Annotated in this window: 12 protein-coding genes; 9 read left to right on the top strand and 3 right to left on the bottom strand. The window is 69.1% G+C overall.

Features of this window, described 5'->3' with window-relative positions; translation table 11 throughout:
- The 5 genes from QZX79_RS11590 to proC form a co-directional block, all read left to right on the top strand.
- A partial coding sequence (locus tag QZX79_RS11590; RefSeq protein WP_294568429.1) for a rhodanese-related sulfurtransferase occupies window positions 1–794 on the top strand: 794 nt, incomplete at its 5' end.
- Window positions 795–865: 71 nt separating this feature from the next.
- Complete coding sequence (locus tag QZX79_RS11585; protein ID WP_294568431.1) at window positions 866–2,488, top strand: methyltransferase; 1,623 nt, start codon at window positions 866–868, stop codon at window positions 2,486–2,488.
- A gap of 121 nt (window positions 2,489–2,609) precedes the next feature.
- Window positions 2,610–5,357 carry a type I DNA topoisomerase gene (gene topA / locus QZX79_RS11580; protein ID WP_294568428.1) on the top strand — a complete coding sequence of 916 codons (2,748 nt, stop codon included), beginning with the start codon at window positions 2,610–2,612 and terminating at the stop codon, window positions 5,355–5,357.
- Between the two features lie 129 nt (window positions 5,358–5,486).
- Window positions 5,487–6,287 (top strand): sugar phosphate isomerase/epimerase, encoded by an 801-nt coding sequence (locus tag QZX79_RS11575; RefSeq protein WP_294568427.1) that lies wholly within the window; start codon window positions 5,487–5,489, stop codon window positions 6,285–6,287.
- Window positions 6,288–6,559: 272 nt separating this feature from the next.
- Window positions 6,560–7,405, top strand: a complete 846-nt coding sequence (proC, locus tag QZX79_RS11570) for a pyrroline-5-carboxylate reductase (protein WP_294568426.1) — start codon at window positions 6,560–6,562, stop codon at window positions 7,403–7,405.
- 39 nt (window positions 7,406–7,444) lie between these two features.
- Here proC and QZX79_RS11565 read toward each other — a convergent pair whose 3' ends face one another.
- Both QZX79_RS11565 and QZX79_RS11560 read right to left on the bottom strand, forming a co-directional pair.
- A complete protein-coding gene (locus tag QZX79_RS11565; RefSeq protein ID WP_294568425.1) occupies window positions 7,445–8,113 on the bottom strand; it encodes a TrkA family potassium uptake protein in 669 nt (222 codons plus the stop codon).
- Window positions 8,106–9,518, bottom strand: a complete 1,413-nt coding sequence (locus QZX79_RS11560; RefSeq protein ID WP_294568424.1) for a TrkH family potassium uptake protein — start codon at window positions 9,516–9,518, stop codon at window positions 8,106–8,108. The genes QZX79_RS11565 and QZX79_RS11560 overlap by 8 nt, the downstream gene beginning before the upstream one ends.
- A gap of 124 nt (window positions 9,519–9,642) precedes the next feature.
- Here QZX79_RS11560 and QZX79_RS11555 point away from each other — a divergent pair, with 124 nt between their 5' ends.
- The 4 genes from QZX79_RS11555 (at window position 9,643) to QZX79_RS11540 (ending at window position 12,171) form a co-directional block, all read left to right on the top strand.
- Entirely contained in the window at window positions 9,643–10,845 is a 1,203-nt protein-coding gene (locus QZX79_RS11555) for an acetoin utilization protein AcuC (protein WP_294568423.1), read from the top strand.
- Window positions 10,846–10,899: 54 nt separating this feature from the next.
- Entirely contained in the window at window positions 10,900–11,430 is a 531-nt protein-coding gene (locus QZX79_RS11550; RefSeq protein ID WP_294568422.1) for a helix-turn-helix transcriptional regulator, read from the top strand.
- A gap of 238 nt (window positions 11,431–11,668) precedes the next feature.
- A complete protein-coding gene (locus QZX79_RS11545; protein ID WP_120167764.1) occupies window positions 11,669–11,878 on the top strand; it encodes a helix-turn-helix domain-containing protein in 210 nt (69 codons plus the stop codon).
- Between the two features lie 194 nt (window positions 11,879–12,072).
- Window positions 12,073–12,171, top strand: a complete 99-nt coding sequence (locus QZX79_RS11540; protein ID WP_003792170.1) for a 30S ribosomal protein bS22 — start codon at window positions 12,073–12,075, stop codon at window positions 12,169–12,171.
- Between the two features lie 164 nt (window positions 12,172–12,335).
- Here QZX79_RS11540 and QZX79_RS11535 read toward each other — a convergent pair whose 3' ends face one another.
- The gene (locus tag QZX79_RS11535) at window positions 12,336–13,148 is read right to left on the bottom strand and encodes an HAD family phosphatase (RefSeq protein WP_294568421.1); all 813 of its coding nucleotides are present in this window, start codon (window positions 13,146–13,148) and stop codon (window positions 12,336–12,338) included.
- Between the last annotated feature and the right edge of the window lie 40 nt (window positions 13,149–13,188).

Below are 13,188 nucleotides of genomic sequence, written 5' to 3'. Positions count from 1 at the left end.
TCAACGGGACCGTCGGCGGCAGTCTCGACGCCGTTAAGCAGTATGTGAAGGCCACAAGGCAGTATCCCGCCTTCAAGACCATGGACATCAAATGGTCCGAGGGATCAGCCGCGGACTTCCCCCGGCTGAGCGTGAAGGTCCGCGACGAGATCGTCTCCTTCGGTGCCCCCGGCGAACTCAAGGTGGGTCCGGACGGTGTCGTCGGCGGAGGAATCCACCTGCGCCCCGAAGAGCTCCACGAACTCGTCGACGCCAAGCGCAGCCAGGGCGAGGAGGTGGTGTTCTTCGACGGACGCAACGCGCTCGAGGCGCAGATCGGCCGCTTCAAGGGCGCCATCGTGCCGGATGTGTCGACGACCCATGACTTCGTGGCGGAGCTCGAATCCGGCAAGTACGACGATCTGAAGGACAAACCGGTGGTGACGTACTGCACCGGCGGGATCCGGTGCGAGGTCCTCTCAAGCCTGATGATCAACCGCGGCTTCAGCGAGGTGTACCAGCTGCAGGGCGGGATTGTGCGCTACGGGGAGACCTACGGCGACAAGGGCCTCTGGGAGGGTTCCCTTTACGTGTTCGACAAGCGCATGCATCTTGAGTTCAGCGCAGACGCCGCGACGATCGGCAAGTGCGTGCGCTGCCAGAGCCCCACCAACAAGTTCGAGAACTGCTCAAACTCCGCCTGCCGCAACCTGACCCTGTACTGCGCGGACTGCGCGGCACGACCGGAGACGCTCCGCTGCCCCCAGGGCTGCGAGACGGATGAGGCCGAAGCGACAGCGGCGGGAGCCGTCTAGTGGCCGGCATCGAGGAGCGCCGGGGCACCGCCGGAGATAAGGACGAAGGCGCCGCGGGGGACACCGCCGGGGTGGCCGACGCGCCCTCGGTCCTGGACCGCGGCCTGCTCGTCTCGCTCGCCGCGGATCTCGCCGCCCTGAACTACACCGTCGGGGGCGTGGCGGCCTTCGCCGGCGAAGAAGCCTATGCGGCGTTGACCCGGGACCAGATAGTGCCCGTGCTGCTTGCCTGCGAGGAGGAGCTCCGGAGCGAAAACCCCTCGATGATCGTGGCGCCCGTCATGCTGTGGCTCCTGGGTGGGCAGGTGAGCCAGGGCCACCTGGATCTCGCCTTCCCCATCACCGGCGCCGCAGGGCTGCAGTCCCTGCGGCTGATCGAGCCTCTCGACGGCCCGGTGCCGGCGGACGCAATGCGGCAGGCCGCCGTCGAGCTCCGCCCCTATTCCTCCGACGCCGACGGCGACCTGTGGGTCGCCAGCGACCTCGGGGCGCTCCAGCGCCCCGGAGTCCTGCGCCACGACCACGTGCTCGGCATCGGCGGCGCCTCGCTCACCCTGGCCCAGATCACCGTCCGCCCCCGCGTCGGCAGGGCGCTGGACCTCGGCACCGGCTGCGGCATCCAGACCTTCCACCTGCTCTCCCACGCAGAGCACGTCACGGCCACCGACATCTCCCCGCGGGCACTCGCCTTCACCCGGTTCAACCTGCTGCTCAACTCGGGGGTCCTGCGGATCGACCCCGAGGCCCTCGAGGAGCGCGTCAGCCTCCGCCAGGGCAGCCTGCTCGAGCCCGTGGCCGGTGAACGCTTCGACCTCGTCGTATCGAACCCGCCGTTCGTGATCACGCCCCGTAACGCTGCGGAAACCGCGGGGGACCAGTTCACCTACCGCGACGGCGGCCTGGCCGGGGACGACATCGTTTCGGGCCTCCTGGCAGACCTGCCCGGGATGCTCACCGAGGGCGGTACGGCCCAGCTTCTGGGGAACTGGGAGATCCGGGGCGGGCGCAGCTGGGATGAAAGGATCCGGCAGTGGCTGCCGGAGGGCACCGACGCCTGGATCATCCAGCGGGAGGTGCAGTCCCCGCTGCAGTACGCCGAGACCTGGCTGCGCGACGCCGCCGAGAACCGGGACCGCGACGCCTATGCCCGCCGGTACGCGGACTATCTGAAGGACTTCGCGTCCCGGAGCGTCGACGCCGTCGGGTTCGGCTATATCTGGCTCCGCCGGTCGGCCGGCCCCGGAACAGTGCGGTGCGAGGAGATCACCCACGAGATCGAGCAGCCCCTCGGGCCGCACCTCGCGGCGGCTCTCACGCGCGGAGACTGGCTCCGTGCCCCCGGTGAGGGATCCGGGACCACTCCGGGCGGCGGCCGGGAAAATCCGGCGGGACGGGACCTGACCTGGGAATACCTGCTGGTGGCCGGCGACGTCACCGAGGAACGGCACCAGCGGCCGGGCGCCGAACACCCCGGCGTCATCCTGCTCCGGCAGGGCGCCGGGCTGCGGCGCACCACGCTGCTGACCACCGAACTGGCCGGTTTCGCCTCGGCCTGCGACGGCGAACTGACCGCCGGGCAGATCGCCGGAGCGCTCGCGGCGCTCCTCGGCGAAAACGACCCCCTCTTCTCCTCCAACCTGCTGGCGATGGTGCGGCAGCTGGTGCTCGAAGGATTCCTGATTCCGGCCCCCTGAACATTGCGGCTACCCTATTGCAGGTATGCATACCGCATACTGGGAGGGGTAGAGCCAGCAGCGGAACCCCCGCCGCGCGCCATTGACGGACTGGCTCAGCACCCCCGTATCGAGGAGAGAAGTGCCCACTAAGGCATCGGACAAAAAGCACGGAAAAAAGCTCGTCATCGTCGAGTCACCCGGCAAGATCAAGACCATTGCCGGCTATCTCGGGGAGGGCTTTGAGGTCGCGGCCTCGATGGGCCATATCCGTGACCTGCCCCAGCCCTCCGACCTGCCGGCCGAGATGAAGAAGAGCTCGGTGGGCAAGTTCGCCGTGGACATCGAGAAGGACTTCGAGCCGTACTACGTCGTCTCCTCGGATAAGAAGAAGAAGGTGGCCGAGCTCAAGGCTGCCCTCAAGGACGCCGACGAACTGTATCTCGCAACCGACGGTGACCGCGAGGGCGAGGCCATCGCGTGGCACCTGCTCGAGGTGCTCAAGCCCAAGGTGCCCGTCTACCGGCTCACCTTCCCCGAAATCACGAAGGAAGCGGTTCAGCGCGCCCTGCTGGAGATGCGTGACCTCGACATTCCGATGGTCGACGCCCAGGAGACCCGCAGGATCCTCGACCGCCTCTACGGGTACGAGATCTCCCCGGTGCTCTGGCGCAAGGTGGCCCGCGGCCTGTCCGCCGGCCGCGTGCAGTCCGTCGCCACCCGGCTGGTCGTGGAGCGCGAACGCGAACGCATGGCCTTCCGTGCCGCCTCCTACTGGGACCTCACCGGGTCCTTCACCCCCGCCGAGGCCGCCAAGGGCGGTGCGTTCCCCGCGAAGCTTGTCTCCGTGGACGGCAGCCGCATCGCCTCCGGCAAGGACTTCACCGACCGGGGCGAACTGAAGACCTCGGGGGTGGCGCGCCTCGATGAGGAGGCGGCCCGGTCCCTGGCTGCGGGCCTTGAGGCCGCCGCGTTCACCGTGCGCTCGGTGGAGACCAAGCCTTACACCCGCCGCCCGGCCGCGCCGTTTACGACGTCGACCCTGCAGCAGGAGGCCGCCCGCAAGCTGCGCTTCTCCTCCAAGACCACCATGCAGGTGGCCCAGCGGCTCTACGAAAACGGCTACATCACCTATATGCGTACGGACTCCCCGGCGCTGTCGGACCAGGCCGTCGACGCCGCCCGCCGCCAGGCCTCTGAGCTGTACGGTGCGGAATACGTGCCCGAGGCCCGGCGGATCTACAAGGGCAAGTCCAAGAACGCGCAGGAGGCCCACGAGGCCATCCGTCCCGCCGGGGATTCTTTCCGCACCCCGGCACAGGTCGCCAAGTCCCTGCGCGGCGATGAGTTCCGGCTGTACGAGCTGATCTGGAAGCGCACGGTTGCCTCCCAGATGGCCGACGCCAAGGGCTCCACCGCCTCGCTGCGGCTCGGCGCCGTCAGCGCCGACGGGCGCGACGCCGAGTTCTCGGCCTCCGGCACCGTGATCACCTTCCGCGGCTTCATGGCCGCCTACGAGGAGGGCCGCGACGCGGACCGCAACCAGGACGGCGACGACGACGCCGGCCAGGGCACCCGCCTTCCGAACGTCGCCAAGGGCGACGCGCTCGGCGCCGAGGCCATCGAGGCTCTCGGCCACGAGACCTCGCCGCCGCCGCGCTACACCGAGGCGTCCCTGGTGAAGGTCCTCGAGGAGCGCGGCATCGGCCGTCCCTCGACCTATGCCGCGACCATGTCGACGATTGTCGACCGCGGCTATGTGCGGGTCCGGGGCCAGGCCCTGGTGCCCAGCTGGATCGCGTTCTCCGTGGTGCGCCTGCTCGAGGAGCACTTCAACGACTACGTCGACTACGACTTCACCGCCGAGCTCGAGGAGGACCTCGACCGGATCGCACGCGGCGAGGCCGGCCGGGTGGAATGGCTCGACCGGTTCTATTACTGCGACCGCAAGGACACCGGGCTTCACACGATCGTGAACGACCTCGGCGAGATCGACGCCCGCCGCATCAACTCGGTGGAGATCGCCGACGGCATCACCCTGCGCGTGGGCAAGTTCGGGCCCTACCTCGAGAAGCCGCTGCCGGCCGACGCGCCCGAGGGCGCCGAGCCGCAGCGCGCCAACGTGCCCGAGGACCTCGCCCCCGACGAGCTGACCGCCGAAAAGGCGATTGAGCTGATGGAGTCCCCGGTCTCCCAGGAGCGGGTGCTCGGCGTCGACCCCGAAACGGGCCGGACCATCGTGGCCCGCGACGGACGCTACGGGCCCTACGTCATCGAACTGATCCCCGAGCCGACCGAGGCCGAACTCGCGGCCCAGCCGGTGGAGTACTACAAGAACGGCAAGCCGAAGCCGCCCAAGAAGCCCGCCAAGGTCAAGCCGCGCACGGGCTCGCTGTTCAAGTCGATGTCGGTGGAAACCGTCACGCTCGACGAGGCGCTGAAGCTGATGAACCTGCCCCGGGTCCTGGGCGAGGACGCCGAGGGCAAGGAGATCACCGTCCAGAACGGACGCTTCGGGCCGTACCTGAAGAAGGGCAGCGACTCGCGCTCCATCGGCTCCGAAGAGGAGATCTTCACGATCACCCTCGAGCAGGCCCTTGAGATCTACGCCCAGCCCAAGCAGCGCGGCGGACGCACCGCGACCCCGCCGCTGGCCGAGTTCGGCGACGACCCGGAGAGCGGCAAGGCGATTGTGGTGAAGGACGGCCGCTTCGGCCCGTACATCACCGACGGCATCACGAACATCACCGTCCCGGGCTCGATGGCTCTGGAGGAGCTCAGCCGGGAACAGGCGATCGACATGCTGGCGGAGAAGCGGGCCAAGGGGCCGGCTCCCAAGAAGACGACCCGGCGCGCCCCGGCCAAGCGCAAGGTAGCAGCGGGGAAGTAGACCGCCGCGGCACGGGGTGTGCTGCGCGGTGCCGCGATGAACAGGATGAGTGGCGCGACGGATGGCGGAAGAATGCGGATAGGCGGGCTGGACACTGGCGCGGTGCACCCGTCGGGCGGGGCGGTCTAGATGACGCTCCCCGAGGAATCCCGGTCCCCGATCCCCGTGGCGCTCTCCAGCGCCTCGGTGTACCCGCTGTCGGTGCACGATGCCTTCGCCATGGCCCAGGATCTCGGGTACGACGGCGTGGAGGTCATGGTGACCAACAACTCCACCAGCCAGAACCCCGACCTGCTGCGCGGCCTGAGCGCCCGCTACGACCAGCCGATCCTGGCCATCCACGCCCCGACACTCCTGCTCACCCAGCAGGTATGGGGACGGGCGTGGACGAAGGTCGAGATGTCCGCGGCGATGGCCGCCGAAGTGGGCGCGAAGACCGTCGTCGTGCACCCGCCGTTCCGCTGGCAGAGCGGCTACGCCGAAAACTTCGCGGAGGGGATCCGCCGGGTCACGGACGAATACGGCATCAAGATCGCCGTGGAGAACATGTACCCGTGGAAGGTCCGCGGAAGGGAGGCGAAGGCGTACCTCCCGCACTGGAACCCGATCCCGGAGCCCTACGACGCGGTCACCTGGGATTTCTCCCACGCGGCGATCGCGGGGATGGATTCCTTCGAAGAGATCCGTGGCCTGGGGGAGCGGCTCTCCCATGTCCACCTCACCGACGGCACGGCCAACGGCAAGGACGAACACCTCGTGCCCGGCCAGGGGGAGCAGCGCTGCGCCGAGGCGCTGCGGCACCTGAGTGACTCGGACTGGGGCGGCGTCGTCGCGGTCGAGGTCAGCACGCGCAGGGCCCGCGGGGCGGGCGAGCGCGAGGAGTGGCTCGCCGAGACGCTCTCCTTCGCGCGGAAACACCTGGGCCACTGACCCGCGGCAGCGCCTGATTGTCGGCCGGTCAGCGGCCGGCCTGTGCCGAGGCACACCGGCCATACAAACGGCGGTTAACGCAGTGACGCCGCCGGTGTGGCCAGGTACTGGGGGAACACGTGGCCTACCAGCGGCGCCGGACCGGATCAGGAGAATCCGGCCCTCATCACTCGCACCTTCATGAGGTACGTAGAACGTTACCGGCCCATCTTGTGACTCCCCGGCGAAATTGCTGGGAGAACGCTGGGAGTGGCCCGTGGCAGGATTGGTCCATGAGCGAAACTTCCCTTCACCTTTCCTTCCTCGGCACCGGATCGATGAACGAGGCGATCCTCGGCGGGCTGCTCTCCGCGGGCCGTGACCCCTCAAGCGTCACCGCGACCGTGCAGCGTTCCGGCCGGGCCCAGGAGCTCCGGGACAGGTACGGCATTGAGGTCCTTGCCACCGGGGACAACCCGGGGGCCAACCGGGAGGCGGCCGCCGCGGCGGACGTCGTCGTCGTCGGGGTAAAGCCCGTCGGTGTGCTGCCCCTGGCCCGGGAGATCGGCCCGTCCCTGCGGCCGGACACCCTGGTCCTCAGCGTTGCCGCGGCCGTGACCACGGCGATGCTCGAATCGGCGCTGCCGGCCGGGCAGCCCGTCATCCGCACCATGCCCAACACCCCCTCCCGGCTGGGCCGGGGCGTCCTGTCCATCTCCGCCGGCGCGTCCGCGGGCCCGGAGCACCTGCGGACGGCCCGGGAGCTCCTGTCCGCGGCCGGAACCGTGGTGGAAATCCCCGAGGAGCAGGTGGACGCGCTCTCGGCGGTCAGCGGCTCCGGGCCGGCGTATGCCTTCTACCTGGCCGAGGCGATGGCCGCAGCGGGGGAGCGGCTGGGCCTCGAGCCGGATCTGGCACGGCGGATCGCCAATGAAACCGTCGCCGGGGCGGGCTTCATGCTCGCCGAGGACGGCGCCGACGCCGCGGCGCTGCGCCGTGCCGTGACCAGCCCGAACGGGACCACGCAGAGCGCCGTCGAGACCTTCGACCGGGAGGGCCTGGCCGAGATTGTGGCGCGCGGCGCCGGTGCCGCCACCGAGCGCGCCGCCGAAATCACTCGGGAACTCGGCGGCAGCTGACCCGCGGGCCCCGGAGCGCCGGAGCGGGCCCGGCCGGGATCAGGGGCGGGCGGCGAAGCGTTCGAGCAGGTCGACGTGGCCCGAGACGATCAGCATGTCCCGCCCCGAGACCTTGGTGTCGGCCTGCGCATAGGTGAAGTCCTCGCCCGGGGACTTCACCCCGACGATGGTGACCCCGTATTTGGAGCGCACCGAGGACTCGGCGAGGGTGAACCCCTGCGTCTCCTTGGGCGGGTACATCTTCACGATCGCGAAGCCGTCGTCGAACTCGATGAAGTCGAGCATCCGGCCGCCCACCAGGTGCGCGGCGCGCTGCCCGGCGTCGGCCTCGGGGTAGATCACGTGGTTGGCGCCGATGCGCTTGAGGATCTTCCCGTGCGACGGGGTGATCGCCTTCACCCACAGGTGGTCGATGCCCAGGTCCACCAGATTGGCGGTGATCAGCACGCTTGACTCGATGGAGGTGCCCACGCCGACGACCGCGGCGGTGAACTCCTGCGCTCCCAGCTGGCGCAGCGCGTCGAGGTTGGTGGCGTCGGCCTCAACGACGTGCGTGAGGGTTCCGGCGAACTTCTGCACCAGCTGCCCGTCCCGCTCGATGGCCAGGACCTCGCGTCCCTGCTTGACGAGCTGCTCGGCCGTTGCGGCACCAAACCGGCCAAGACCGATCACCAGGACCGGGGCGTTGTGTGCTGGTCTGTCAGCCAATGATCGGCCTTTCTTCGGGGTAGTGGTACAGGGTGCTGCGCTGGCGCAGGGCCAGGGCGGAGGCAAGGGTAATTGTGCCCATCCGGCCCGCGAACATCAAAGCCGCGAGCACGTACTTGCCCGCCGGCGGGAGCTCCGCGCTGAGGTTGGTGCTCAGCCCGCAGGTCGCGAAGGCCGAGATCACCTCGAACAGCACCCGGTTCAGGCCCTCGCCGGAGATGGCGAGGATGGCGCCGGTGCCGAGCAGCACCACCGTGGCGCCCATGAAGATCACCGAGATGGCCACCCGCAGGGTGCCCTGCGGGATGGTGCGCCCCCAGGCCCGCACGTCGGTGTCGCCGCGGGCCTCGGCCACAATGGCGAGGAACATCACGGCGATGGTCGTCACCCGGATGCCGCCGGCGGTTGAGGCCGAGCCGCCGCCGGCGAACATGAGCGCATCGGTCAGGAGCATCGTGGTGGAGTCCATTGCCGCCTGGTCCACGAGGTTGAAACCGCCCGAGCGCGTCATGACGGAGGCGAACATGGCGTGGATGACCTTGTCGCTGGTGCTCAGGCCGGCGATCGTGTCGGGGTTGGACCATTCGAGCGCGCCCCAGGCAGCCGTACCGAGCGCCAGCAGGATCAGGGACACCGTGATGGTCAGCTTGGTGTGGAGGTTCCACTTCCGGTACCGCCAGCGGGTCTGGAGCAGGACCATCATGACGGGGAAGCCGAGGCTGCCGAGGAACACCCCGACCATGAGCGGAACAATGATCCACAGGTCGGTCTCGTAGGGGACCAGCCCGTCGGAGTGCGGGGTGAACCCGGCGTTGTTGAAGGCCGAGATGGAGTAGAAAATGCCGTGCCACACCGCCTGGCCCAGCGGTTCCCCGAGGATGATGAACCGGGGGATCATGGCCAGGGCGAGCACGAGTTCGATCACCACGGAGGTGGTGATGACGATGCGCAGCAGGGTGCCGATCTCCCCGAGCCGGCCGGCGTTGTTGAGCGCCTCCTGGGCGATGAGCTTCCCGCGTACGCCCAGGCGCCTGCTCACCACCAGGGCCAGCAGGGAGGCCAGGGTCAGGGTTCCCAGTCCGCCGATGAAGATGCCGAGCAGGATGATCAGCTGACCCAGGAAGGACCAGTGGGTGGCCGTCGAGACGACCGTCAGCCCCGTCACGCACACCGCCGAGACCGCGGTAAACAGCGCGTCATGAAGCGGGGTGGCGGTGCCGTCCGAGGAGGCCGCCGGCAGGCTAAGGAGCCCCGTGAACAGGAGGATGACGGCGACGAAGATGGTCAGGGCCAGCCGGGCCGGCGAGCTGTTGGCGAACCCGTCAAGGAAGTCCCGCAGGCGCGCCAGAAGGCGCGCGAGCCCGCTCCGATCTTCCCTCAGCCACGGAGGCTGCTGAGTAATCATTGACGCCGCTTGCCCCGTTGCTGTTGATGCCGCCGCAGCGGCCCGAATGTTGTCCTTGAAGTAGTAAATCACTTTCACCCCCGCTTCGTGGCCGAAGTTCGGGGCATCGCGTAGCCTGAGGGCGATGTCTAATTCCTCCGCGCCCGCGCCCCCGACACACGTTGTCTGGGACGATGAGATGCTCGCCTACAACTTCGGCCCGCATCACCCGATGAACCCGGCCCGGCTTGCGCTGACGGCCCGGCTGGCGCGTGAGATGGGGCTGCTCGACCTCCCCACCGTGTCGGTGGTGCACCCGTTCGTGGCCGCCGACGCCGAACTTGCAACGGTGCACAGCCCCACCTACATCGCCGGGGTGCGCGCGGTGAGCGCCGACCCCGACACCGCGCGTCCCGAGTTCGGCCTGGGCACCTCCGACACCCCGGGCTTCGCCGGGATGCACGAGGCCAGTGCCCGGCTGGTCGGCGGCTCGCTGGCGGCGGCCGACGCCATCGTCGCAGGCACCGCACTCCACGCCGTGAACTTCGGCGGCGGCATGCACCACGCGGCACGATCGGCGGCCAGCGGCTTCTGCATCTACAACGACGCCGCCGCGAGCATCCAGCGGCTCCTCGACTCAGGGGTCGCGCGGGTGCTCTACCTCGACGTGGACGCCCACCACGGGGACGGCACCCAGAGCATCTTCTGGAACGAGCCGCGGGTCATGACCATCTCCCTCCATGAAACGGGAATGAGCCTGTTTCCCGGAACCGGCTTCGCGAACGAGACCGGCGGCCCCGGCGCCGAGGGCACCGCGGTCAACGTTGCCCTTCCGACCTCGGCCGGCGATGCGGCGGTCCTGCGCGCATTCCACGCCGTGGTGCCCCAGCTGGCAGAGGTGTTTGCGCCCGAGGTGATCGTCAGCCAGCACGGGTGCGACTCCCACCTTGCGGATCCGCTGACGAACCTGCGGCTCAGTGTCGACGCCCAGCACGCGATGATGCTCGGTGTCCGGGACCTCGCGGAGCGCCTGTGCGGCGGGCGGTGGATCTCCACCGGCGGCGGCGGATACAGCCTCGCGAACGTGGTGCCCCGCTCCTGGGGCCTGCTCATTGCGGTGGCGGCGGGAGCCGCGGTCGGGCCGTCCACCCCGGTGCCGCCGGCGTGGCGGGACCACGTGCGCGAACGCTACGGCTCCACCCCGCCGGCCCTGATGGGTGACGGCGCGGACACCTGGTGGCGGTCCTGGGAAGTGGGCTACGACCCCGGCGACGACCTCGACCGCACGGTCATGGCCACGCGCCGGGCCGTGTTCCCGCTGCACGGGCTCGACCCATGGTTCGACTGAGGGCCCGCAGCGGGTCGGGATGCCGTCGGCGGCATATATCGCTAGGGTGAAGCAATGGGTATCGACGTGTTTGCAGTCATCGCCGAGCGCACGCGGCGGGACATCCTCGAGCTGCTGCGCACCGAGGGGAAATCGGTGGGGCAGCTCGTGGGAGAGCTCGGCGTGAGCCAGCCGACGGTGTCGAAGCACCTCAAGGTACTGCGCGAGGCCGGCCTGGTCACCATGCGGGCGCAGGGCCAGAAACGCTTCTATTCGCTTGAATCCTCACCCCTGCTTTCCGTGCAGGACTGGATCGCAGGCTTCACCGCGGCGCCGGCCGAGGCCGCCCCCGAGGTGCCGGTTTCCTTCACCGTCCCCGCTCCCGCGGGGCCGGAGGCACCCGTCTCCGCAGTGGAGGTGCCGGCCGGCGCCGGGGCCCCGGCCGCAGGAGTGCTGGCGGCGGCTGCGCTCGCGCCCGCCGGATCACCGCGGGCCACGGCGGAGGCGACCCGGCAGCAGCAGATCGGCAGGACCATGGGGCGGGCGGCCGAACGCGCGGCCGACCTCATCTCCCAGCTGCGGCGTCGGAAGGACCACGAGCGGTAGCGTGCGGCCGAACGGGCGGCCGGTCGGCCGCTCTTTGCCACCCCGACCGGCCTCCGCCGGCAGTCAAGGGAGCCTCTCTACCACAAGGGCTTTCACTTTTGTCACAGGTGCCACTAGAGTACCGTCCTAGGCAGAAAATCCTCATGCTTCGAGGCGGCGTATCCATTGCGCGCATCCGGCATCAGTTCGAATGCCGGTCTCAGGGTGGGAAGCCTTCAAGTAAAGGAATAGTGGTGAGATGGCAGACGGGAACTTCTCGGATGTGCAGTTCTTGACGGTGGCGGAAGTCGCCGAGGTCATGCGGGTGTCGAAAATGACCGTCTACCGACTCGTTCATTCAGGGGAACTTCCGGCCGTCCAGTTCGGGCGCTCCTACCGGGTTCCCGAGTCGGCCGTGGCCGATTACCTCCGCCACGCGCAGGTCGACGGGCAGTCGGCGACCGCGTAGCCGCCGGTCGGGGGCGGCACCAATTGCCTGTACCCTGTTAAGGAACGTTTTGCGCGGTCGATAGCCGCCGCGCAACTACCGGTTTTACCGGGCCAGCGCCAGTTCGTGCGGGCCCATGTCAGCTCCGGGCGGTCCTGCGCTGTTTTCGCAGCGGAGGCAGCCGCCTGGATTCCTATTAAGTTTGTGAGGACTCTGTGGGTTCAGTAATCAAGAAGCGCCGCAAGCGTATGGCCAAGAAGAAGCACCGCAAACTGCTTCGCAAGACCCGCCACCAGCGCCGCAACAAGAAGTAGGGCACCGCTCTTCTGCTCCACAGCTGGAGGGCCGCCGTCCGGCGGCTCCCTTTCCAGTTTTCCCGGTCCGCAGCCCCAACCGTCAGGTTGGAGCGGTGGGCCGGACGTGGTTAACGGCGGTGCGGTTGGCGGTGGGTGACGGCGCAGTCCGGTGAGCGGCGGTGTCAGCGGTCCCGCAGTTTCACGAACCCCCGCCACATTCCGTAGACGGCACCGACTCCGGTCGCCGCCTTGAGCCCCAGGGTTGCCGCGCGGCGGCCGCTGCGGAAGTCGAACACCGGCCAGTTGTTCGCCCGCGCGTGCCGGCGCAGCCGGGCGTCCGGATTGATTGCGACCGGGTGGCCCACGCTGCTCAGCAGCGGGACGTCGTTGAACGAGTCGCTGTAGGCCCAGCAGCGGTCAAGGTCGAGGTTGTCCCGCGCCGCCAGCTCCTTCACCGCCGCGGCCTTGGCCGCGCCGTGGAGGAACTCCCCGACCAGCCGTCCCGTGTAGAGGCCGTCGGCCACCTCCCCGACCGTGCCGAGGGCACCGGTGAGACCGAGCCGCTTGGCGATGACGCTGGCCACCTCGACCGGCGTGCCGGTCACCAGCCACACCTTCCGCCCGGCGGCCAGGTGCTGGTCCGTCAGGGCCCGGGCCCCGGGCCAGATCTTGGAGGCGATCATCTCGTCGTAGACCTCCTCGCCGAGGGCGAGGATGTCCGCGTGGGCGATCCCGATGGCGAAGGCGAGCGCCGCATCGCGGACCGAGTTGACATCGGTCATCGTCTCGCCGCGCAGAACGAACCGGAGCTGCTTCCACGCCAGACCCGCGGCGAAGCGGAGGGTGAATGCACGGCGCTGATACATCTTCCGCGCCACATGGAACAGGCTGGCGCCGCGCATGAGCGTGTTGTCCACGTCGAAGAAGGCCGCCGACCCGGGCTCGCCGGGCGTATCCAGGGGGAAGGGAAGGTCCTTCCCGGCGGCACCACGCATGGTGAAAGTCTAGCCACAAGCGGTGCCCGCGTCCGTGTGC

Source organism: uncultured Arthrobacter sp., from assembly GCF_902805515.1.
Taxonomy (GTDB): Bacteria; Actinomycetota; Actinomycetes; order Actinomycetales; family Micrococcaceae; genus Arthrobacter_D.
The sequence above is the reverse complement of the archived record's forward strand: the minus strand, read 5'-3'. Positions and strand labels throughout refer to the sequence as shown.

Bases quoted from the DNA above. Each gene is read 5' to 3' on its own strand.
- QZX79_RS11550 (WP_294568422.1), top strand. From the start codon at position 10,900: ATGGGTATCGACGTGTTTGCAGTCATCGCCGAGCGCACGCGGCGGGAC.
- QZX79_RS11560 (WP_294568424.1), bottom strand. From the start codon at position 9,518: ATGATTACTCAGCAGCCTCCGTGGCTGAGGGAAGATCGGAGCGGGCTC.
- QZX79_RS11545 (WP_120167764.1), top strand. From the start codon at position 11,669: ATGGCAGACGGGAACTTCTCGGATGTGCAGTTCTTGACGGTGGCGGAA.
- QZX79_RS11555 (WP_294568423.1), top strand. From the start codon at position 9,643: ATGTCTAATTCCTCCGCGCCCGCGCCCCCGACACACGTTGTCTGGGAC.
- QZX79_RS11575 (WP_294568427.1), top strand. From the start codon at position 5,487: ATGACGCTCCCCGAGGAATCCCGGTCCCCGATCCCCGTGGCGCTCTCC.
- QZX79_RS11535 (WP_294568421.1), bottom strand. From the start codon at position 13,148: ATGCGTGGTGCCGCCGGGAAGGACCTTCCCTTCCCCCTGGATACGCCC.
- proC (WP_294568426.1), top strand. From the start codon at position 6,560: ATGAGCGAAACTTCCCTTCACCTTTCCTTCCTCGGCACCGGATCGATG.